At 57.6% G+C, this 21,117-nt stretch carries 16 protein-coding genes; 8 read left to right on the top strand and 8 right to left on the bottom strand.

Annotated elements, in window-relative coordinates; genetic code table 11:
* Positions 1–64 precede the first annotated feature (64 nt).
* Positions 65–1,459, bottom strand: a complete 1,395-nt coding sequence (gene trxB / locus O77CONTIG1_RS00925; protein WP_068507311.1) for a thioredoxin-disulfide reductase — start codon at positions 1,457–1,459, stop codon at positions 65–67.
* Between the two features lie 329 nt (positions 1,460–1,788).
* On the opposite strand from trxB, the gene O77CONTIG1_RS00930 reads away from it, so the two are divergent.
* A complete protein-coding gene (locus O77CONTIG1_RS00930) occupies positions 1,789–2,391 on the top strand; it encodes a hypothetical protein (protein ID WP_068507315.1) in 603 nt (200 codons plus the stop codon).
* 17 nt (positions 2,392–2,408) lie between these two features.
* Here the strand turns inward: O77CONTIG1_RS00930 and O77CONTIG1_RS00935 are convergent, their stop codons facing one another.
* Both O77CONTIG1_RS00935 and O77CONTIG1_RS00940 read right to left on the bottom strand, forming a co-directional pair.
* A complete protein-coding gene (locus tag O77CONTIG1_RS00935; protein WP_172799619.1) occupies positions 2,409–3,713 on the bottom strand; it encodes a tetratricopeptide repeat protein in 1,305 nt (434 codons plus the stop codon).
* 110 nt (positions 3,714–3,823) lie between these two features.
* Positions 3,824–4,243, bottom strand: a complete 420-nt coding sequence (locus O77CONTIG1_RS00940; protein ID WP_156434799.1) for a hypothetical protein — start codon at positions 4,241–4,243, stop codon at positions 3,824–3,826.
* Between the two features lie 201 nt (positions 4,244–4,444).
* Here O77CONTIG1_RS00940 and O77CONTIG1_RS00945 point away from each other — a divergent pair, with 201 nt between their 5' ends.
* The 3 genes from O77CONTIG1_RS00945 (at position 4,445) to O77CONTIG1_RS00955 (ending at position 8,620) form a co-directional block, all read left to right on the top strand.
* Entirely contained in the window at positions 4,445–5,107 is a 663-nt protein-coding gene (locus tag O77CONTIG1_RS00945) for a class I SAM-dependent methyltransferase (RefSeq protein WP_068507321.1), read from the top strand.
* 182 nt (positions 5,108–5,289) lie between these two features.
* Positions 5,290–6,090 (top strand): TIGR00297 family protein, encoded by an 801-nt coding sequence (locus tag O77CONTIG1_RS00950; protein WP_068507322.1) that lies wholly within the window; start codon positions 5,290–5,292, stop codon positions 6,088–6,090.
* Positions 6,091–6,637: 547 nt separating this feature from the next.
* Positions 6,638–8,620: a DICT sensory domain-containing protein gene (locus O77CONTIG1_RS00955; RefSeq protein ID WP_068507324.1), complete on the top strand. Its 1,983-nt coding sequence runs from the start codon at positions 6,638–6,640 to the stop codon at positions 8,618–8,620.
* Here the strand turns inward: O77CONTIG1_RS00955 and hpsN are convergent.
* Positions 8,617–9,567 carry a hormogonium polysaccharide biosynthesis glycosyltransferase HpsN gene (hpsN, locus tag O77CONTIG1_RS00960; protein WP_068507327.1) on the bottom strand — a complete coding sequence of 317 codons (951 nt, stop codon included), beginning with the start codon at positions 9,565–9,567 and terminating at the stop codon, positions 8,617–8,619. The genes O77CONTIG1_RS00955 and hpsN overlap by 4 nt on opposite strands.
* 97 nt (positions 9,568–9,664) lie before the next feature.
* Here hpsN and O77CONTIG1_RS00965 point away from each other — a divergent pair, with 97 nt between their 5' ends.
* On the top strand, positions 9,665–10,030 hold the full coding sequence (locus O77CONTIG1_RS00965; protein WP_156434801.1) for a hypothetical protein: 366 nt from the start codon (positions 9,665–9,667) through the stop codon (positions 10,028–10,030).
* 210 nt (positions 10,031–10,240) lie between these two features.
* Positions 10,241–10,894 (top strand): Coq4 family protein, encoded by a 654-nt coding sequence (locus O77CONTIG1_RS00970; protein WP_068515810.1) that lies wholly within the window; start codon positions 10,241–10,243, stop codon positions 10,892–10,894.
* Positions 10,895–10,919: 25 nt separating this feature from the next.
* Here the strand turns inward: O77CONTIG1_RS00970 and O77CONTIG1_RS00975 are convergent, their stop codons facing one another.
* The 3 genes from O77CONTIG1_RS00975 to O77CONTIG1_RS00985 form a co-directional block, all read right to left on the bottom strand.
* A complete protein-coding gene (locus tag O77CONTIG1_RS00975; protein ID WP_068507331.1) occupies positions 10,920–11,315 on the bottom strand; it encodes a VOC family protein in 396 nt (131 codons plus the stop codon).
* Between the two features lie 303 nt (positions 11,316–11,618).
* Positions 11,619–12,707, bottom strand: coding sequence for a redoxin domain-containing protein (locus O77CONTIG1_RS00980; protein WP_068507333.1), 1,089 nt, complete (start codon positions 12,705–12,707; stop codon positions 11,619–11,621).
* Positions 12,708–12,804: 97 nt separating this feature from the next.
* Positions 12,805–13,377 (bottom strand): gamma carbonic anhydrase family protein, encoded by a 573-nt coding sequence (locus O77CONTIG1_RS00985; protein WP_068507334.1) that lies wholly within the window; start codon positions 13,375–13,377, stop codon positions 12,805–12,807.
* Positions 13,378–13,558: 181 nt separating this feature from the next.
* On the opposite strand from O77CONTIG1_RS00985, the gene O77CONTIG1_RS00990 reads away from it, so the two are divergent.
* Complete coding sequence (locus O77CONTIG1_RS00990; RefSeq protein ID WP_068515812.1) at positions 13,559–14,071, top strand: TIGR02652 family protein; 513 nt, start codon at positions 13,559–13,561, stop codon at positions 14,069–14,071.
* A gap of 12 nt (positions 14,072–14,083) precedes the next feature.
* Positions 14,084–14,527 carry a VOC family protein gene (locus tag O77CONTIG1_RS00995; protein ID WP_068507335.1) on the top strand — a complete coding sequence of 148 codons (444 nt, stop codon included), beginning with the start codon at positions 14,084–14,086 and terminating at the stop codon, positions 14,525–14,527.
* On the opposite strand, the gene O77CONTIG1_RS01000 is transcribed toward O77CONTIG1_RS00995, so the two are convergent.
* Positions 14,446–19,860 carry a caspase family protein gene (locus O77CONTIG1_RS01000; RefSeq protein WP_068507337.1) on the bottom strand — a complete coding sequence of 1,805 codons (5,415 nt, stop codon included), beginning with the start codon at positions 19,858–19,860 and terminating at the stop codon, positions 14,446–14,448. The genes O77CONTIG1_RS00995 and O77CONTIG1_RS01000 overlap by 82 nt on opposite strands.
* Between the last annotated feature and the right edge of the window lie 1,257 nt (positions 19,861–21,117).

A 21,117-nucleotide genomic window follows, 5' to 3' on the forward strand; every position in this document is an offset into this window, starting at 1 on the left:
TTAGTTAACTCCAACCTTCCCTCTTCCCTTTTCGCTCTTCCCTCTTCGTTCTTCCCCTCTTCCTCTACCCCACGGGCACAGCCGCCAGATTCTTCTGGATCATTTCCCGATACTGGCTCTTTTGCTTCACGCCGAGCATCTGCCCCACTAGGGCCTTGTCCTTGAAGAACTGCACGGTCGGAGTTCCTGTCACGCCTGCATTGGCCGCGATTTCAGGGTCTTGTTCAATGTCAATGATGACATAGTGAACCTGATCAGCAAACTCATCAATCACCTTGCTGAGAATCGGCTTCAACGTGTGACAGGGGCCGCAAGTGGGCGAGGTGTAGATCACCACAATCAGGCGATCGCTCTCGTGATACAGCTTCCGCAGCGCATAGCCACCCTCATGCCGAGTATTGGCCAAGTCAAACTCCGAGGCCTGCTGCTCTTCGGTTTTGTGGGCAGGGGCTTCGTGGGGACGCTCCGAGGCTTCCGTTTGGTGAAATTCCTGAATCAGCGAATTGGCCGAGAGATAGCGCTCCGCCAGCAGCGCCGCCATACAGCCCGTTCCCGCCGCCGTAATCGCCTGACGATATTCGTGATCCTGCACGTCGCCCGCCGCAAACACACCTTCCACACTCGTTTTCACGTCTTCATGGGTGACGATATAGCCCACGCCATCCAGGTCAATCTGTCCCTGGAACAGCGACGTATTCGGCGTGTGACCAATAGCATAAAACAGACCCTTCGCCGCAATCTCACCCGTTTCGCCCGTGTGGTTGTTGATGGTCTTAATCCCCGTCATCAGGTTGCCATCGCCAAATACCTCCGTTGCCGACGTATTCCAATGCACGGTAATTTTGGGATTTCGCAGCACGCGATCTTGCATAGCCTTGCTGGCTCGCATCTTGTCGCCGCGCACCAGCAGGTGAACGTGGGAACCGTACTTGGTCAGATAGACTGCTTCTTCGGCGGCCGAGTCGCCGCCGCCGATCACCACCAGTTCCGCATTTCGGAAAATCGGCGTTGCGCCGTCACAGATCGCGCAAGCCGAAATACCCCGTGACCAATATTCCTTCTCTCCCGGCAGGTTGAGCCGCTTTGCGGTTGCGCCCGTGCAGATGATGACCGTGTGGGCCCGCACTTCGCGCTCCTCAGAGCGAATCACAAAAGGGCGCTGGCTGAAATCCACCGAGGTCACGTCTTCGGTGACTAGTTCCGCACCCCAGCGCAATGCCTGCGCTTTCATGTTGTCCATCAGCTTGGGGCCGGTAATGCCGTCGGGAAAGCCGGGGAAATTCTCAACTTCGGTGGTGGTCATGAGTTGTCCACCGGGCAGCCCGCCGGCCTGAAACCCTTCAAACATAAACGGCTTCAAATTTGCCCGTGCTGCATAGATAGCAGCCGTATAGCCCGCCGGGCCGGAGCCAATAATGACCACATTCTCTACCGCATTTTCTACCGCTGGGTTCGCCATAGGGAAATAGATAAACTCATAACGACTACGCTTAGCTTATCACAGGATACTGGGAGTGTAAAGAGATGTTGAGGGGAAGAGGGAAGAACGAAGAGGGAAGAGGGAAGAACGAAGAACGAAGAACGAAGAACGATGAGCGAAGAGAATCTGGTCAGGGTTGGGTAGGTACCTGGAAATTTTCTCTTTCCATTTTTCGTTTTTCGTTTTTCGTTTTTCGTTCTTTAAATTAGGTTTCCCCGTCGGACTGGAATCTTGGCCACCATTTGCTGGATGGGATCTGCGCTATCCTACTCACAACACTCATTATTCATTCCCCAGAGATCGAGGCTATGCTGACACAGATTGTGCGCCCGATGGTTCGCACGCAACTGCGGCTTTTGGCCAGCAGCCAGTCTACTCGCGCCACGCTGGTTAATACGATCGCCCAGTGGTTGGGCTTTTTGGGCGTGGAGGCGCGGGTCACAGAGATTGATGCTGCCGCGGACAAGATTCAAGTGTCGCTGGTGGTGGGCAAGCCCGATGCCTGCGATAGCCACGACTGGGAGCAGATTTTGAGAAACCTGGAAGAGAGCGAACGGGCCAGTGGTGCAGAGCCAGCCGAGCCGATCGTCCTCACGGCGCAGCAGCAGAGCAAGTTGCAGCGGCTTTTGGCGTATGTTATCCAGGCGGGTAGTCCTGATGCCAAGGTGGCATGGGAGGATGTGCTGCCACAGTTGCGCGGGCTGGGGTATGAAGAAGACATGCTGCTGGGTATTCGTTCGGCGTTGAAGATTCCGCAATCGCTGGAGGTGCTGACGGATGGGCTAGATGCTGACCTGGCGGCGATCGCCCTGCCCAAGGCCGTCAGCCTGTCGATGCTCGATCGCCGTGTTACTGCTTCCGAAGATCAGGCACTCTCTGCCCTGCTAGAGGCCATGAAGCAACCGCTCTAGCCCTGCTTCTTTGTTTTCTAGAAACCTTGCTGCTGTAGGGCGGACTGAGCCTGAGCATACCAGGCATTTTCTTCGGGAATCGTGCGGTCTGCGGTGTTGGCACAGGCCTGCCATTCTGCCACCGCGGGTCTGCCTTGGGCATTCCACACCTGAGCCAGCAGGCAATGGGCAGAAGCTCGCTGGGGCGCAATCTGGATTGCTGTTTGCAAGTTAGCAGCGGCTTCATCAAAGCGACCCTGCTTCAAAGCAATCCATCCCAGATTATTGTGGTAGCTGTAGGTAAAGTCTGGGTTTGGTAGTGCCCCAGACCCTTCTGGAGTCAGCCCAGCAGACGCAGTTTGTTCGCCCTGCATTAGCACGCTGGCGGCCATGTCGTATTGCCCATCGAGAATATACAGCCGAGAGAGCGGGATGCTGGCCTGAGACAAGCCACCCTGGAGCGCAAGGCGATATTGGGCGATCGCCTTTTCTGGATTTTGCCCGCTTTCATAAACTGTACCTAGGTCATAGTGTGTCTGGGGATTGTCCGGATCGAGTGCGAGCGATCGCCGCAGATTATCCTCAGCGCGGGTCATTTCGCCCTGAGACTGATTTTCGTTGCCCCAGGCGGCATAGAGGCTGGCAATGCGGGGCAGGTTGGCGTGTAGCCCCAGCAGCAGCAGCAGCAGCCCGGTCGAGAGTCCCAGCTTGGCCTCGTGATGATAGTGAGAGGGCACGCCCAGCCGCTCCAGGCTCCGTTCGGTGGCTTCTTGCCCTGCCTGGGTGAGCGCTGTTTTCCCAGTCAGCAGCGTCAGCACGCTCTGTCCCACGATGATGAAAGAACCGAGCAGGTCGGTGCCTCCTGTCAAAAACTTGCTAGAAATATCCATTACCAGGCTAAAGCTGGCGGCCATCGTGGTGACGGTGAGCGCGTCCCAGAGCCAGTCAAGGCAATCGCGCGGGTCGGGCGGCTTGGGAAAATTCCACCACCAGGCGCTTGCAGGCGGATTGAGGCTGTCTCGCCAGGTCACCAGATCGAGATGACGGGCGATCGCCCCGCTCTGCTGTCTCAAGCGCTGATCCAGCCGATAGATTTCGGCGCGAATGGTTGGGTCAGCAGGAGCTTTGTCCAGCGCTGCCTGCACCGCGTCTCGCGCCGTCAACGCCTGCAAAATCGCGTCTTCGCTGAGCGCATCAGCGTGGGCTTCTAGCGCGTCTAGGGCAACTTTATAGCGCTGAAGCACAGGATGGTCAGCCAATCTCGGCGCGGCAGCAGAACCCAGGGGCAACTTTTCTAGAGACGACTTTTCTAGAGATAGCTTTTCTAGAGACGACTTTTCCACGGCAGCTTCTCCACAGGGCGACTGTTTAGAGCAAGTCATTTTAGGTGAATCACTTTTGGGTGAATCATCCGCAAACATATAGGGTCGCCACCGACAGTCGCCGGGGCTGTTTATAACACCAACTGCGTCACCCAACTTTCCGTATCGGTCTGATTTTTGGGATTGGCCTGCCGCCGCGCCAGCCGCCAGGTTTTGCCCTCGATTTGCCGCTGGAGATAAATCTCAAACGGGTTAGCCTTTTGCGTCACCGTTCGCCCCGGAAACTCCAGCGTCACATCATAAGTTCCCCGCACCCGAAACCCTCGCAGATTGGCGATTTGCAGCCCTTGCTCGTCGGTGATTTTGACGTTGCTAATGGTAAACGGCGGAAACGTCGGATCACGCGGATTCAGCAGTTGGATCAGGTCTTCCTGCGTCTGGCTGAACTGGAGGGCGATCGCCCGCTCCACCACATCTCGACCTGGCCCAGAGACAGAGCTACAGGCGGTCAGGAGGAACGTAAGCAGGAGCGCAAGGAGGGGACGGAGCATTTTTAGGTTAATTGAAGGAATAAAGCACAACGGGAGGGAAGGAGGTGGGGGGGAAGTTAAAGAACGAAGAACGAAGAATGAAAAATGAAGAACGAAAAACGAAGCCTCTTCTCTTTTCGTTCTTCCCTCTTCCCTCTTCCCTCTTCCCTCTTTCTTCTCAGAACATCTTATGATCCAATTGCCCTTCTACCGTTGAAGACCATGACAGGCAAAAGCTTGGGACTGTCGGAACCGCTGCACGATTACCTGCTGTCGGTGTCGCTGCGAGAGCCGGAGGTGCTGCGATCGCTCCGAGAGGAGACAGCCCGGCATCCAGAGCGCATCATGCAGACGACACCCGATCAGGGGCAGTTTTTGGCGCTGCTGGTGCAGCTCATTGGCGCGACGAAAACGCTGGAAATTGGCGTGTTTACGGGCTACAGTTCTCTGGCAGTGGCGCTGGCGCTACCTGATGCAGGGCAAGTCATCGCCTGCGACGTGAGCGAAGACTATACGGCGATCGCTCGTCGCTATTGGCAGCAGGCGGGTGTGGTCCACAAGATCACGCTGCATATTGCGCCTGCGCTGGAAACGCTAGATCGCCTGCTGGCAGAGGGACAGGCGGGCACGTTCGACTTTGCCTTTATCGACGCAGACAAGGGCAACTACTGGAACTATTACGAGCGATCGCTCCAACTCCTGCGCCCCGGCGGGCTGATCGCAGTCGATAACGTCCTCTGGGGCGGCGAGGTCATCAACCCCGACAACCAATCCCCCAGCACCCTTGCCATTCGCGAGTTCAACCAGAAAGTCTACCAAGACAGCCGCGTATCCCTCAGCATGATTCCCGTGTCAGATGGGCTGACGCTGGCCAGGAAGCGATAGAGGGAAGAGGGAAGAAGGAAGAAGGAAGAACGAAGAGGGAAGAACGAAGAAGGAAGAAGGAAGGATGTTCTGTTTTTCGTTTTTCGTTCTTCATTTTTCGTTTTTTCCATGACTCTTCTCAGATCATCGCTTACCCTAAAACCAGAGTCCCCTTGCAAAACTGCTTCTGGGAGGAAGGTACGATGCCCATCTCTAGCGACATCTCAAGCGAATGGATGCCCTGGCTAGTGGGGTTGGGGCTGAATAGCCTGCTGGCGGCGATCGCCTGGGTTTTGCCCAAGAAACTGCTGACTCCAGCGGGCATTTTTCACGCCTGGGCCCTGGGGGTGATTCTGTTTGGCACGCTGGGCTGGCGCGGCTATGTCGTCATGGTGGTGTACTTCCTGGTGGGGTCAGCGGTCACTCGCATCGGCAAACAGCGCAAGGAAGAAGCGGGCATTGCCGAGAAGCGCTCTGGGGCGCGGGGCCCGGAAAACGTCTGGGGGTCGGCGCTGACGGCGACGCTGTGTGCGCTGGGCATTTACGCCCTAGGCAGCGCTGGCACGGCAACGACGAAGGTGATTATCGTGCTGCTGGCACTGGGTTATGTGGCCAGCATCGCCACCAAACTAGCCGACACCACCGCCACGGAAATCGGCAAAGCCTACGGCCGCCGCACGTTTTTAATTACCAACTTCCAACCCGTTCCGGCAGGAACCGAGGGCGCAGTGAGCCTGGAGGGAACGCTAGCAGGGCTACTGGGGGCAGCGCTGATTGCCACGCTGGGCTGGGCCGTGCGCCTGATTGCCCCGATTGAAATTCCTATGTGCATTGCCGCTGCATTTATCGCCACGAATCTGGAAAGCCTGATCGGTGCAACGCTGCAATCAAAATACCGCTGGCTCACCAACGAGATGGTAAATATTGTGAACACATTGTTGGGGGCGATCGCCGCCATTGCGATCGCTGGAGCCTACTATTTCCTCGCCCACCAGCTTGCATAAAGCGCAAACAGACCTGAAACGCAAATATGCGTAAATATGCGTAAATATGCGTAAATATTGTGTCAGCCCACTTTCGGCCCACCATCTCCAAGCCTGTCATTCCCACCACTGACTACAGTCAGCCCTGTCCCCGCCCATCCAACCCTCTTCGTTCTTCCCTCTTCGTTCTTCCCTCTTCGTTCTTCCCTCTTCGTTCTTCCCTCTTCGTTCTTCCCTCTTCGTTCTTCCCTCTTCATTCTTCCCCTCTTTCGTTCTTCGTTCTTCCCTCTTCGTTCTTCCCTCTTCGTTCTTCCCTCTTCGTTCTTCCCCTCTTCGTTCTTCCCCCCTTCGTTCTTCCCCTCTTCGTTCTTCGTTCTTCCCTCTTCGTTCTTCCCTCTTCGTTCTTCCCTCTGCTAGCCAGACGACCGCATCCTATCCCCCCAATCCTGCTTTAATCTAACTATCCTCCCGATCCAAGACCGCAAGTTTATCCGAGAATAGGATCACTGAACTCCGCTTCGGCGTTCACCGCTGCTGGATTTCCCGGATTGGATTGAGCAAGCCCTGCATGAGCATTTCTGAATCCGTGCTGGATGCGCTATTGAAGCGATCGCCCCACTTGCGCCCCCAGCTTTACTTCAAATCGTCGCTCACCGCCCTCTCTCACGCGATGGAGGATCAGGTTCTGGCATCCTCCGGCCAACCGCTCATCATTGCCAGCTTCCAGCGCGAACGGTTCTATCGACAGGAATCTCACCGTTACCTCCGCATCGCCGCGCTCACACCCCAGGTCTACGTCCTGGCTGCGCCCGAAACGGACTTCATGAACCGTTCAGAAGAATATGAAACCGTCGCCTTTGACCCCTCTGACCAACTGAGCCAGGAATGGCATCTGGTGGTGATTGGGCAGCAGTATTCCGCCTGTCTGGTCTGTCGCGAGCGCACCAGCCTGCCCAGCGCCGCCGCCGCAGAAACGACGATGGATCAAACCCGCCGCTTTGAAGGCGTGTGGACGTTTGATCGCCAGGTGAGCTATCACGCCGCCGAAATTTTGCTGGATCGCATCCTGACCTATCGCCCAGAACTGGCGGAAAAAATCGCCGCCGCCAAGACCGAAATTCTGCTGCCGCAGCCCGCCAAGCTGGAAGTAGACCCCGACCCGTTTGCCCAGCGCCTGGTGACTCATTTGCAGGCGGGTCAATATAAGCTGCTGAAGGCCTACCGCTCGATCGCCACGCAGGAGCGCAAAGAGCGCCTGGTGAACTCGATCACCACGGCCATGCGCCAGTCTCTCAACACCGATGACATTTTTCGCGTGGCGGTGGACGAGTTGGGCAAGGCGATGCAGGTGTGTCGTTGCATTATCTATCGCTGCAAAGACACCGACACTAGCGCCAAAATCGCCTACGAATATCGCCGCGATAAGCGCATTGCCTCCCTGGTGGATCAAGACTGGCCGCTGCGAGATAATCCGATGTTTCAAGCTGTGGCGCAGCAGCAGACTTCCGTAGCGATTCGCGACGCGATCCCTGCGGGAATCGCCAACACCAGCACCGACCCACAGTTTGACCTGTCGCCGCTGAAGCCAGTTTTGAAGCGAGCATCCATTCGCTCTTGGCTGATGGTGCCCGTGGTGAATCAGGGGCGACTGCTGGGCATGGTGGAGCTACACCACTGCCAGAAGGAGCCGCACCCCTGGACAGACGAAGAGCGATCGCTCGTAGAATCCGTCGCCTCGCAGTTGGGCGTGGCTATCCTCCAGGCCGAGTCCTACGCCAACCTGGAAGACCTGAACGAGCAGCTCGAAGCGCTGGAGCGCACCCGCAGCAACCTGATCGCCATCACCGGCCACGAACTCCGCACGCCGCTGTCCACCATCCAGGTTTGTTTAGAAAGCCTGGCCAGTGAACCCGATATGCCCACGGAACTGCGCCAGGTCATGCTCAGCACGGCCCTGTCCGATGCAGAACGAATGCGAAAGCTAGTGCAAGATTTTCTCACGCTGTCGCGGCTGGAGAGCGGTCGCGTCGAGTGGCACTTAGAACCGCTGGCGCTGCAAGAATGCGTCGATCTGGCCCTCAGTAGTCTGCGGACGCGCGAGCTAGACGGGCCGCTACCCAAAATCGAAACCAACGTATCGGGCGAGTTGCCGCTGGTGAAGGCAGACGGAGAATGGCTGGTGGAAGTGCTAGCCAAGCTGCTAGACAACGCCTGCAAGTTTACCGAATCCACCGGGGAAGTGATGATCGAGGCGCACCAAAACGGCGGCAAGATGCTGGAAGTGACAATCGCCGATACGGGGCGCGGCATCGAGCCAAATCGGCTGGAAGTCGTGTTCGATCGCTTCTATCAAGAAGAAGGCGCGCTGCGGCGGACGGCAGGCGGCACGGGGCTGGGGCTGGCCATTTGTCGGCAAATCATCCTGGCGCTGGGCGGCCAGATCTGGGCCGAGTCGGGCGGGCGCGACCAGGGCAGCCAGTTCCATTTCACGCTGCCGCTGGCGCAAGAAACGGCGATCGCCCCTGCAAAAGCGAAAGGCAGCCGTTCCTAAAGTCTGCAAGTTAGCGCCAAGAGCTTTGCGGAAGTTGCCGTGCCAATCGCTGCCAAAAATCCAACTAGATAAAACACCAGCCGCATGAGAACCTTTAGCGGGTGGCCGCTCTTGTTGCAGGGCGGATTTCCCAAAACGTGGCAGTCAAATAATTTGGCAAAGAATCGGAGGCACTGGGCCGCCGTCAGGTTTTTCAGCCCCAGCCAAAAGTGATTGTGATAAAAGCTGATTTGATAGCGGGGCGATCGCGTCGATAGGTCATGACAGCCGCCCGTTTCCTCCCCCAGATGCACCAGCCACGCTGCCGGGTCATACCAGATCATCAGCCCCGTCGCCCGCAGCCGCAGGCACACATCCGATTCCTCTCGCACGGCGCTGCCCCGAAACCGCTCGTCGAACCAGAGCTGGTGCTGGGTAAAGAGCGATCGCCGAAAGGACATATTGCAGCCCCGCGCCGACAGCACCCGCTGCGGCTGCACCGTATGCACCAGATCTAGGTGATACCAGGCGATCGCCGGATCGCTCGCTTCCGGTGGCAGTTGCTCAATTAAAAGATCCGGGTCGTCCGCCAGCTTCAGCCGATCCAGCACCCGGCCGGCGATCGCCCCAATTTCTGGCTTTTGATAATGCCGTGCGTGCCTTGCCAAAAAATCCGGCGACATCTGCACATCGTCGTCCACAAACACCACGATGTCGCCCTTAGCCTGCTGAATTCCGACATTTCGCGCCCTTGGCAGGCTGGCCCAGCCCACCCGCAGCCAGGTCAGCTTGCCCGCTGCGCTGAGTTCTGCCAGCATTGCCTCGGTTTCGGGTTCATGCGCCGCCGTCTGATCCACCACGATGATTTCGTAGGCGGGGTACTCTTGCTGCAGCGCATCCCGCAGCGTGGCCCGCAGCACCGCCTCACGCCGATAGGTGGGAATGATCAGGGAAACGAAAGGAAGCATCTGGAGAGAGGCGCATCAGCCTCCATCCTGTCGCATTTTGCGAATCTTCGGCTATCCTTCGGGTATATGAGCGTTGGAAATTCAAGGGTTTCGCAGAATGCAGGTGTGGGTTGCAGGCGTGGTGCTGTTTTTTGTAATGGCAGAGCTATATCCCTGGGTCGGGGGTCTGAACTTACCGCTGCCGCTGATGGTGGTTGCCGGGCTGGGGCTGGCGATCGCCTCCAATTTGCCTACGCTGAGGGGGGGAGGGCGATCGCCCCGCCTTGCGCCAAAGCCTGCACCAAAGTCCGCGCCAAAAACCGCCTCCACGGAAGCCGCTCAACCCGCCAACCCAGCCTCTACGTCGCCCGCAAACCCAACGCCACAGCGCCCGCCTACCCAACTTCCCAACGTCCACCCCGCGCCGCCCGCACCCCCGCCGCGCCCGATTTCCTTCACCATCCGCAAACCGGGTAATTCGTAGTGGTAACTGATGTCAATTTTGGATTTTAGATTGGCGATTTTAGATTGCCAGCCCAAACGCCTGTCAGGCTTCCAGCGATTTCATCCGTAGCGCTGTTTGAAAGAGCAGAGATCAGCCAAAATTCTGGAATCCAGCCGTGGCTTACTGTATTTCTCTGCGGATTCCCTTCCTGTAGACTTTTCTCCTCACTACGCCCTCCAGGAGGCTGCTGTGCTGTTTCAAAAACTTCGTCAGCTCAACATTGATTTGCTGAGCGTGGGCAAAGGCACCATTTCTCTGCTGCGGAATGCGGAAAATACAGACTCGGTGTATGACATTGAAGACGGTCTGCGATCGACCAAAGCAATGGCGCTGGCGGTGGAATATGTCAAGCGCGACGAGGCGATCGCCCGCCTGTTTGCAGAACGCTACATCGCGCCGCCCCCCGATTTGGATGCCCTGCTAAAGCTGCCGCCCGATTCCCTCGGCTACATCTACGCCGCCACCCTGACCGCCGCTGGGTTCGACCCCAACTTTTATCGCAAAGTCGAAGTCACCGACGACATCACCTACATGCTGCTGCGGCTGCGGCAGACGCACGACATCTGGCACCTGGTGACGGGCTTTGAAACCAGCGTCTTTGGAGAACTGGGGCTAAAGGCCTTTGAACTAGCGCAGACCCGCCGCCCCATGTCAATCGTGCTGATTTGTGGTGGGCTGTTGAAGACCCTCACCGATGCCCCAGAGTCGCTCGATGGCATTCTCAACGACCTGTCGAAGGGCTACCGCATGGGCATGACCGCCAAGCCATTTCTGGCGCAAAAGTGGGAGGAACATTGGGAGCGCTCCATGTCTGACTGGCGGCAAGAACTGGGCATTGCATAAGCGCTGGGTCAACCCGAAACCGTGACTACCGCAGCGCATAGTCGGGCTGATACTCTACCAGTTCCACCTCGTTGCCGTCGGGATCGCTGACGTAGAGCCGCAGTCGCGTTTCGGGCGAGGTGTAGGTGTAATATTCAATGCCGTGCTTTTCCAGGTGCGATCGCATCGCTTCGGCATCTTCGATCACAAAGCCGACATGGTTGAACCCCACGCTGGCATGGGCGCGATGAGCCGCCGCAGGCTCATGGGCATTGTTCAGCGACATGTAAAACTGTTCGTTGCCCAGGTGAATCCAGCGATCGCCCTCGTAGCTGCCTTCCGCCCGCACGTACCAATCGGGAAACAGCGTTTGATAAAACCGCTGGCTCGCTTCCAAGTCCTGGCAAGACAGATTGATATGTTCCATCCGTTTGAAGTTCATGACTGCCTCCAGCCATTGGTGTAAGGAGTGTAGTGCGAGGCGCTTTGTGGGGATAGGCGATGAACCGGATCTAACGCTCTGGAATCTGACGCTCTGGAAGGGGGCGATCGCCAAAACCAAAAAGCCCTCACTTCTTAATCATACTCGTAATGAGTACGGATAGATCTTCCCCGGATGGGTACTTACTGGAATAGGGACTCCTGGATGGGGACTCAAAGGTCAACTAATCCCATAAAGGGCATCAGGCTCTGGACTCACGGTCTGACAAGCCATATTACGAAATTACGAGCTACCCATTACGGACTACTCGACGGCCAAAAACTGCCGATTCTCCTCGCGGATTTGGGCAGCGGCATCGTCGTAGAGGAAGGGCAGGTAGGCGTAGCGGAGTCCCTGCGTAACAGGCGTAGCCTCATGCAGCAGCGAGCAAGAGAAGACGACCGCACCGCCCGCAGGGGCTTCATAGGTTCGCCTGCCAAATTCGGGAAAACGCAGCTTGCCGCCTTCGTACTCGCCCGTGTTGAGGTTGAGCGACACCGCAAAACGGCGGTGGGCCGTACCTTTGGTGGTGTTATCGCGATGAGGCTTGAAAAAGCCGCCGGAGTGGCTATCGTAGCAGGCAACGATGTGGCGCTCGATGCGCGTGGCGCGAAACTGGAAGGCTTTGGCGATTTCGGGGACGAGGCGATCGTGAATCCGATACATCGCCGCATTCCGCAGGGGTTCGTCCAAAATTTCCTGGTCTTTTCGCCGCTTGAAGCTGTGGTCGAGTGCGGCAACGGTGCGCCCGCCCACCTCCCGCATAAAGCCCGACTCTTCGCCGCCGTGCTGGTTGTAGTAGTCGATTAAGGCTTCGCACAAATCTGGCTCGAACACCCGCGGCACCACCAGCACGGGCGCTTGCACGGCGGCGGGTTCGGCAGGGTTGAGCGGCGGCAATTGTTCGAGGATTTTCACCAGCAGGGCGACGTGCTGTTCCGGCTGGTCGCCAAAGGGCAGCACCCCCAGCACCCGCAGCCGCTCATCCAGAATATAGGTGCAGGGCGTGTAGCTCTGGGTGGCTTCGTCCAAAACACCGTATTGGCGGCTTACCAACTGGTCAAAGTCCCAAAAAAAGCGAATGCCGGGAATGGCTTCCTGCACTCTGGCTTGCGCCTGATCTTCCGGGTCGATGCTGACCCCAAAAAAGCAGCAGTGGGTATCGTCGAACAGCGCCCGATGTTGAAACAGCAGCGTCAGCACTTGCTGACTGACGGGGACGCTGGTGGAGGCGAAAAAGCACAGCACCACGTAGCGGCCGGCTACCGAGTCGAAATGATAGCGGGGGTTGCTGGTGGAAGGGGCGGTGAACCAGGGAGCCGGTTCGCCCACCGTGAGCAGTGACCTGGCCATGGCAACGCGTTTATTTTTCCATGCAAAGAACCTTACGTCGATTTTAGGTTTTGGATTGGGGATAGGTCGTCCAAAATCCAAAATCCCTAATCCAAAATCAAGATGACGCGGGCGGCAAACGCTCAAACCCCAACTCTGTCCCTGTGCCTGCATGAACCTGGGCGAGCTTTTCGTATTTTTTGGCGTGGTCGATCAGGTCGGCCACCTCTTCGTCGCTGAGGGAACGCACCACTTTTGCGGGAATGCCCACCACGAGCGATCGCCCTGGCACGTCTTTCGTCACCACTGCGCCTGCGCCCACAATGCTGCCCGCCCCCACGCGCACCCCATCCAGCACGATCGCCCCGATGCCGATCAAACAGCCCTGCTCGATATGGGCACCGTGGATGACAGCCCGATGCCCCACCGTCACGTAGTCTTCCAGCACCGTTGGCTGTCCCGGATCGCCATGCAAAATTGCGCCGTCTTGAATATTAGTGCAGCGGCCGATCTCAATCCGTTCCACATCGCCGCGCACTACCGCGCCATACCAGACGCTTGCGCCCTCTGCCAGCAAAACCTGGCCGACCACCGTGGCCCCCGGCGCAACAAACGCTGCCTTAGAGACATCCGGGGCAGACCAACCGCCAGTGCGATTTTGCTGTGAATTTTCCGTGAAACCCGTAGACAAGCTGTAAACTCCAGTCAAATTTCTTAAGATTGCCAGGATTCGCGCCCTTGCTTCCAGCGAATACCCGTAGAATTGTTTCTAGCTTTTGACTGAGAAAAGCCTAAGAAAAACTCCGAGAAAAACTCAAAGTTATAATAGAGCCTTGCTGATGCTAGATGGAGACTACGCGGGTCGCGATTTCATGATGAACCCAGCCCTACAGTACCCAATCTTCGGCCCGGAGATTCAGTGTCCCCACTGTCGTCAGACAATTCCGGCATTGACTCTGACCGACACCTATCTGTGCCAGCGCCACGGAGCTTTTGAAGCAAATCCCAAAACGGGTGAACTGATCCATCTCCAGTCTGGCCGACACTGGCGGCAGTGGGATAACGAGTGGTATCGCCAGCATACGCATCCCGATGGCATCCGATTTGAAATCCATGAAGCGCTCGATCGCCTCTACACCCAGGGCTATCGTGCGACTCGCGTAATCATTGCCCGTCGCTACCAGGATTTGATCAGCACCTATCTCGACCGCAGTGCCCCGTGGCGCGGACAGGCAGACGCTAGCACTCGCCCCCGCCTCTACGGGCTGCCCGTAGAGTTCAGCCCCGATCCAAAAGAGGAGCCGTGCTGGGATGTGATTAATTTTGACCTGGAGAAAGAGCCGGGTGCGCCCGTGCGGTATCCCTACTTTCGGCTGTTTGAGTAGCCTGCGTCAGCCATGCACCACGCTTCGATTCGCACGGCGGACATCTTTCGGGCGATCGCCTTTTATGAGCGGCTGGGGTTTACGGTGTGCGAGCGGTTTACCGCAGGCATCACGCTGGGCTGCTGGATGGAGGGGTTGGGCGGGCGGATTGAGCTATTGCAAGTGCCGCAGCCTCGCGCCGCCGCCGATGCCTTTGGCGACGAGCATTACACGGGTTACTATCACCTGTCGTTTGACCTGACCGATGCAGTCGAGAGCCTGCCCGACTGGCTAGAAAATTTGCAGCATCATTTTGCCCAAGCTGCCGCCGCCGGCCAGGGCGAAGCGCTGAGGGTGCTGCTGGAGCCAACACAGCAGATGATTGGCGATCGCATCTACGAAGTTGCATTTATCGCCGACTCAGACGGGTTGCCGCTAGAGTTTATCCGGGTGCTGGGGGAACGGGTAGGCGCGTAGTCGCTACCCAAGTCCACCTGGGGGCACTCGTTGGATGCAAGGCGCAGATAGCGGCGACACTCGTCGGGGCTGAGTTGGCGAAACGTGCGATCGCGGGCCAGCTTCAGCAGCACGTCCCAGGTTGCAGCCCATAGATACAGGCGGCCGTTGCTGGCTAGCGTGGCGACGTAGTTGCCATCGGGCGTAAAGAACACCCGCTGAATGGTGACGGGCGACTCGGTGGCGGGCCGCAGTTGAGCCTGCTCTGCCCCTGTGTGGGGATTCCACAGGCGAGCCGTGCCGTCGCTGCCTGCGGTGACGAGCGATCGCCCGTCGGGGCTGAACTGGGCATCGAGTACGGCTCCCTGGTGGCCGCTGAGAACCATGCGCGGGTCGCCCGTCGTCGCATCCGAAATTCGCACCGTGCCATCGCGGGTGGTGGTCACGATGCTCAGCCCGTCGGGGCTAAAGCTGGCGCTGGTGAGCGGCGACGTGTGGCTGAGGATGCCCTGTCGCCGCCCGGTTTGGGCATCCCATACAATCGCGGTGCGGTCTGCCCCAGCGGTAACAATTCGCGTGCTGTTTGGGCTAAAGCGGGCCGTGGCGATTCGCGAAGCGATCCCTACGGGAATTGCACCCTGATGCCCCTCTAGTGCTGCCACCATCTCGCCCGAATCGACTCGCCACAGGCGCACGCGGTCGTCGCTGCCCAACCCCAGCAGCAGCCGATTATCAGGACTGAACGCTAACTGTTGAATCGTAACGAGATTACCCGATGGATTGCCGGACGGATTGCCCGATGGATTACCGGACAGAGATGTAGAACCCAGCAAAAGCTGGTGCAGCCGTGTGGCGGCGGCTGAGCCGGGTAGCGGTTGTTTGTCGGCCGACTGAACCCGACGAATCTCGAGCTGCCCTTCGCGAGTGGCGATCGCCATCAGTTCGCCATCTGCACTCAGCGCAAAACTAGTCAGCCCCGATGTGCTCCCTGCGTCTGCCACCCGCACAGCCCGCGCTGGGTTTTGCTGAAACCGGGACAGAATCTGCTGGGTGATGCTCGGCTGCTCTTGCGTCTCTTCGGCAACGGTTCCAGAAGGAGCGGGCTGAGATGCAGTTGCGTCAGCGCTGGAGGTTGGGTTCGCAGCAGGGCGATCGGGCGGCATCCAGGTTTTGATCTGCTGCCAAAGCGCTTTCGGATTGAGCCGATGCAGGTGGATCGCGTCGGGCATTTCCTGAGCCACAGTTTCAACGTAGGGAGTCATCGAGCGATCGGCGTAAAACGCCCAGTTTTGCAAGATGCCCTCAGCGGTGACCAGTGCCAGACCAAGTGTTCCAGGCAGGGGAGCCGTCGAGTCGAGCAAACGGTCTTCGGGTTCTGCCAGCAGCGCCTCCGCAGCGTCCTCCGCCCGTTTTGCGGCCAGGGTGAACTTGGGGCGTTGGCGCAAGCTCTGGGGAGCCGTATCACGCCGAATCGACAGCAGCGCCCTGTTTGCCGGAAGCCCGATCTGTCGCCCGCTGCCCCGTTCGTCGCCAGAAGAGGCGGTTTTACTTTGCAACACTGGCGCGATTCGCGAAGCGATCCCTGCGGGAATCGCCGGCTGCAACCCACCATCGGGCAGAAATGCCAGCCAGGACACACCACCCTCTGGAATAGCGATGCTGGGCAGTTCCCCGCCTGCCTCAGCCGACCACAGGTAGACATCACCTGCGTCATCTCCGGTTGCTAGGTGGGTTCCCCCAGGGTTAAATTGCAGGCGAGTTACAGGGCCGCTAGGATTTTGCAGTAGCGCCACAAGCTGCCCCGTGTGCGGGTTCCAAAGCTGCGTGGTGGCCCCGCTGACGGCGGCCAACAGATTTCCTCGCGGACTAAAGGCGATCGCCCGCACGATGGGCTGCGGAGTCTTCCCCTGCCCTACCGAGAGATCTTGCTGCACCTGGCCAGTCCGCAAGTCCCACACTCGGATGGGCTGCCCAGGCGACACCGCCACCAGCAGGGTTTCATCGGGGCTGAACTGAAGCTGGCTGAGGGCGGGCGGCCGCTGAGCAGCCGGGGCAAACCCTGTGAGCGTCATTTCCAGCGTGCCCGTTTGGGGGTTCCACAGGCGGGCAATGCCATCGGCTCCCGCCGTTGCAATCCACCGGCCGCTGGGGCTATAGGTGGCGTTCAAGACACCGCCCGTGTAGGGCAGAGCCACGTGCTGCTGGAGGTTGATGCTGCCTGTGAGCGTCAGGGTGGCCGGGGCAGGGGGCGTGGGTTGCGCTATGTCACCTGCTGCGGCAGTCGCTTCTGCTTCTAGGAACCCAGGCTGAGCAGGCATAATTTTCCAGATCTGCACCATGCCCGACTGTCCTGCAATCAGCAGGGATGGCTCCTGGGGGCTAAACTGGAGCGTCTGGATCGGCCAATCCTGTGTGAGTTGTGCCACCTGCTGGCCAGTTGCAACGTGCCAGAGGGAAAGGGTGCGATTCCCGTCGGGATCGCTTCGCGCACCGCCCACGGTGGCCAGCCAGTCGCCATCAGGACTGAAGCGAAGCTGAGTCGCAGGCTGGGTCATCGGCAGGGTTTGCGCCAGGGTTCCCGTGTCCACGTCCCAGAGGTAAAGCTGCATAGAGGATTTGGCGATCGCCGCTAGTTTTTTTCCATCTGGGCTAAAGGCTATTTCAAGAATCTCTGCCTGAGCGTCGCCCGGCCAGGTCAACACCCGCAACGGCTCGGCTGTGGTATTGGCATAGATGACCTGATCGGGGCTGGCCCACAGGCGAATGCTGCCGTCGGCACTGGCTGTGGCGAGATAGCGGCGATCGGGACTGTAGACCAACTGGCGAATTGCGCCGCGATGCCCTGGCAGCCAGATTTGCAGCCGCAAGTCTTGGAGCGCAGCCCGCAGGCTCGATTCGGCTTCGTAGGTTGCGCCCTGGGCTGCTGCTAGTCGGCTGACCACGAGGGCCGCCATCGCGTCTTGGTCTGGCTCTTGCAACATCGACTGGGCGATCGCCGCCCGCGCCCGCGAGGTGGCCAGCATCGTCTGGTAATCTTTCTCGGCCTGCGTCTTCACGGTGGTGCGATATTGCCCCAACGACAGCGCCACCGCCAGCGCCACGGCAGACGGCACAGACACCTTTACCCACAGGGCCTTGCGACGAACTCGACGGTTTTCGGCATCGCTGACGCTGAGAAATTCCCGGGCCAGGGTCGAAAGCTCCTGGGGATAGGTCTTTTGGAAGCTGATGGCATCCTGGAGGCGATCGCTCCCTAGCAAATACTCGTACCGGGTGGGTTTGCCCAGCTTTGCCCACTCTAGTGCCGCCTGCTCAATCCGCCGCTGGCGACGCAGCATCTCGCGGCTCTCATCTAGCCAGCCCCGCAGCAGGCTCCAGTTGCGAATCAGCGCCTCATGCACGACATCTAGCAATTCTGCCGATGGACGGCTCCGCGCTGCATCTTCCCCCCGATCGCCCTCGCCGCCCCGACTGGTGACCACGAGCTTGCTGGCGACTAGCTTTTCCAGCGTGCGCTCGATCAGCGGTCTGGGAAACGCGGGGCTAACTAACTCATCCTTGGCAGCCCGACGGCGCGTGTCTTCGGTGCCTTCGCCCAGCCGAGTCAGCGTCAGGAAAATGCGCCGCGCCGCCGCCTGCTCATCCGGCTCCAGGCAGTTGTAAATGTCAGTCGCCCGCTTTTGCAGCGTGCCGCGCACACCGCCTAGTTCTGTGTAGGCATTGAGGGTCAGCTTGGAGGGTGCGCCCTGGGGCGATCGCTCGCGTTGTTCCCACAGTTCCCGCAGCGTATATTGCAGCAGCGGCAATTCCCCCGGTGCCCCAATCACATCCAGCAGCATGGTGTAGACGAGATTGGGTTCGCAGATCAGCCCGGCCCGCTTGGCAGGACGCACAATCGTATTTTTAATCTGCTCATAGCTCATGGGCAGCACCTTGAGAATCTGCCGCTTGATCTGAGCCGCCAGCCCCGCATATTGCAGGCACTTGCCAAAAAAATCTGCCCGCAGCACGACGACTATACTGAAGCAGTCTTCGGACTGGGCCAGAGCGCTGGTCAAGCACTGGAAAAACTGCTGCCGCAGGGTCTCCGCCTGAGAGCCACAGCAGAGCGTAAATACCTCCTCAAACTGGTCGATAATCAGCACTAGGCGCGGACGGGTGGCCCCAGAAGGAAGCGTGGAGACTGGGCTGGAAGTCGGACTGTTGGGCAGGCTAGCCCGAACCAATCGCGCCAAACCCGTGCCGCCGCTTTGCAAAAAGGTCTCTGCCCGCTGGATTTGCTCTGCTCGCTCGATCTCTGGTGCATTTGGATCGACAAAAGCGCTGGCCAGGCTCCGCAGGGGGTTTTCGCCCGGCGTAATCAGCTTGAGTCGCCAGCGATCGCTGCCTGCGAGCCGCTGCCCCCGACGCAGTTCATGCATCAGCCCGGCCCGCACCAGCGACGACTTGCCGCTGCCCGACGCACCCAGCACCGTGACAAAAGGACTCGTGCGGAGTCGTTCGACCAGTTGATGGGTCAGTTCTTCGCGCCCAAAGAAGAAGTCGGCGTGTTCTTCCTCGAAGCACTCCAACCCGCGAAAGGGGCAGATCTCCGGCTTTTCCGGGGTTTTGGGGAGAAGGGGGGAAGTAGCCGTGCCGCAGCGCGTCAGAATAATTTCGCTGCCAGAGTTTTCAAACAAGGGCTGCTGGAGTTCGTGCTTGAGGCGATCGCTCACCCAGGCCGTCAGGTAATGCGCCGTCACAGTGCCCGTGCTGGCGTGGCGCGGATCTAGCCCTTCCAGCAGCGCTTGGGTCAAAACGCTGTAGTCGCTGCTGAGCGACTCGTAGGCGGCTTCATATTCCCGCGAGGCTGCAATGAACAGGCGATCAGTGCCGGCCCGTGCGCCGGGGTCTGCCTCCAACATGTTGAGCAATTCGCCGCTGTGGCAGCAGTCCAAAATCACAATTCGCTGCCGCACCGGGCTTTCTTGCAACAGCCGCCGCAGCCAGTAGAGCGACAGTCCGTAAAATCCCGCATCGGGGTGGGCGTCGCTGACCGCGAGGTAGCCTTCGTGAATCCCCGCTTCTTTTTGAATGCCATGTCCAGAGAAGTAAAACAGCGCAGTTTGGGGAATATTGCTGCCTTTGGGCTTGAATAAATTCACCAGCGCGGTTTCTAAATCTCGTAAAAAGACGGGGGTAGATTTACCGATTTTGGGCTGCCCTGCCTGCACCACTTCTGGCAACCGCTGCACTCGAAATTCGCCATAGACTTGCAGCATTTGGGCGATCGCTTCTGCATCTTTGGCAGGGGCTTGTAGCGGCTGTAAAAACTGGTAAGCATTAACTCCAACAACGAGAGCATCCCGAGACATGACCCAACTCCTCACACACAACAAACAAGGCTAGATGTAGTAACTTCGACGGTGAATTTGACGATTAATACCGCTATGGATAGACATAAGAACTTGAACGAGAAGAGTAGACTAAGACAGATGAAGAAAGAATTCTGGATGTATTAATCAAGTTGGCGATCGCAGGCTAAGCCCACTGAAAATCCCTTAAACAAATCACTTAAACCAGCCAGAAAAGCTCAGACTATAAAATTGAGAAATTGTCTAATTGAGAAATTGTCTGAAAAAGTCGTAACAAAATGACGGCAATCGTTCTTCACGATGTCCGCATCTGGATATTCTCAGTTTCTAAAGTTATCTGGAAGGCGGTTATAAACTTGCGTAGCCCAATTGCGATCGCACAACCTTATAGAATTTCCTTGCATCGTGAGGTGCGTTTGCCCTAGCGAAACAGGGGCTTTGTGATCGCTCACGACCCTCACGAGCTATAGAAACGCTGCCAAAAGGTCAATCTAAATAAAGTCTGTCAATGCAGACGCTCGATAGAGCCAGTCACTAGAGACAATTTCACAACTTGGCTTCTTGAAAATGGTCTTTGGCAACTACGGGAAACTACTGATCCTTCAAAGCGCTTAGCTGTAGAAGACTGATTTTTCAGCCTGGTTCGCTAAAACGCTCTAATAGTCTTCAGATTTCACCCCTTAATTTTTCCTCGCATGTCCCTCGCTTATCTTTTGGTTTTGTTTCATTTGTCAGCGATGCGATGCTCTCAAGAACAAGATCAACTAGAATAAAAAAACTGAATCGGCTTTACTAATCCAACTATAATCAAAACTAAGTTTTAATAAAAAGAGGGCAAAACCCCTCATTTGAAAGCACTTCAACCCTTTATTAATCGATATTAATTAGGTCTTTAAGGCGCAAAAAACATTACGTCAATCCGCCAAGACGCTGAAGGTTTTAGAACAATTTAATTGATTGCTATCGATCGTAAGATTAGTCTTAATGCGCTTATGTATTATCCCGGAGTTTCTCTCTTGAGACCTGGTGCATTGGCGATCGCCCTGCGTATTTTCTCTGAATTTACTTGCGTGGTATCCGTAAAATATGGCGAAATGAGTCAAGCTTGAATCTTCACAAAAGATTTGCACAACGCCTACACCACGCCTGATGGATCGTTTTGCTCCGCCATTTGCCCGAAGTTCGACTCAAATCGGCACGGATCTCAACTCTTATTAACCTCCACACAGCCATTCCAGACCTGCCATGTAAAATGAG

Origin of the sequence: Leptolyngbya sp. O-77, assembly GCF_001548395.1 — a bacterium.
Taxonomy (GTDB): domain Bacteria; phylum Cyanobacteriota; class Cyanobacteriia; order Elainellales; family Elainellaceae; genus Thermoleptolyngbya.

Coding starts and splice junctions, on each gene's coding strand:
- O77CONTIG1_RS00940 (WP_156434799.1), bottom strand. CDS start 4,243: ATGCTCCGTCCCCTCCTTGCGCTCCTGCTTACGTTCCTCCTGACCGCC.
- O77CONTIG1_RS00955 (WP_068507324.1), top strand. CDS start 6,638: ATGAGCATTTCTGAATCCGTGCTGGATGCGCTATTGAAGCGATCGCCC.
- trxB (WP_068507311.1), bottom strand. CDS start 1,459: ATGGCGAACCCAGCGGTAGAAAATGCGGTAGAGAATGTGGTCATTATT.
- O77CONTIG1_RS00950 (WP_068507322.1), top strand. CDS start 5,290: ATGCCCATCTCTAGCGACATCTCAAGCGAATGGATGCCCTGGCTAGTG.
- O77CONTIG1_RS00930 (WP_068507315.1), top strand. CDS start 1,789: ATGCTGACACAGATTGTGCGCCCGATGGTTCGCACGCAACTGCGGCTT.
- O77CONTIG1_RS01000 (WP_068507337.1), bottom strand. CDS start 19,860: ATGTCTCGGGATGCTCTCGTTGTTGGAGTTAATGCTTACCAGTTTTTA.
- O77CONTIG1_RS00995 (WP_068507335.1), top strand. CDS start 14,084: ATGCACCACGCTTCGATTCGCACGGCGGACATCTTTCGGGCGATCGCC.
- hpsN (WP_068507327.1), bottom strand. CDS start 9,567: ATGCTTCCTTTCGTTTCCCTGATCATTCCCACCTATCGGCGTGAGGCG.
- O77CONTIG1_RS00980 (WP_068507333.1), bottom strand. CDS start 12,707: ATGGCCAGGTCACTGCTCACGGTGGGCGAACCGGCTCCCTGGTTCACC.
- O77CONTIG1_RS00975 (WP_068507331.1), bottom strand. CDS start 11,315: ATGAACTTCAAACGGATGGAACATATCAATCTGTCTTGCCAGGACTTG.
- O77CONTIG1_RS00945 (WP_068507321.1), top strand. CDS start 4,445: ATGACAGGCAAAAGCTTGGGACTGTCGGAACCGCTGCACGATTACCTG.
- O77CONTIG1_RS00990 (WP_068515812.1), top strand. CDS start 13,559: ATGATGAACCCAGCCCTACAGTACCCAATCTTCGGCCCGGAGATTCAG.
- O77CONTIG1_RS00965 (WP_156434801.1), top strand. CDS start 9,665: ATGCAGGTGTGGGTTGCAGGCGTGGTGCTGTTTTTTGTAATGGCAGAG.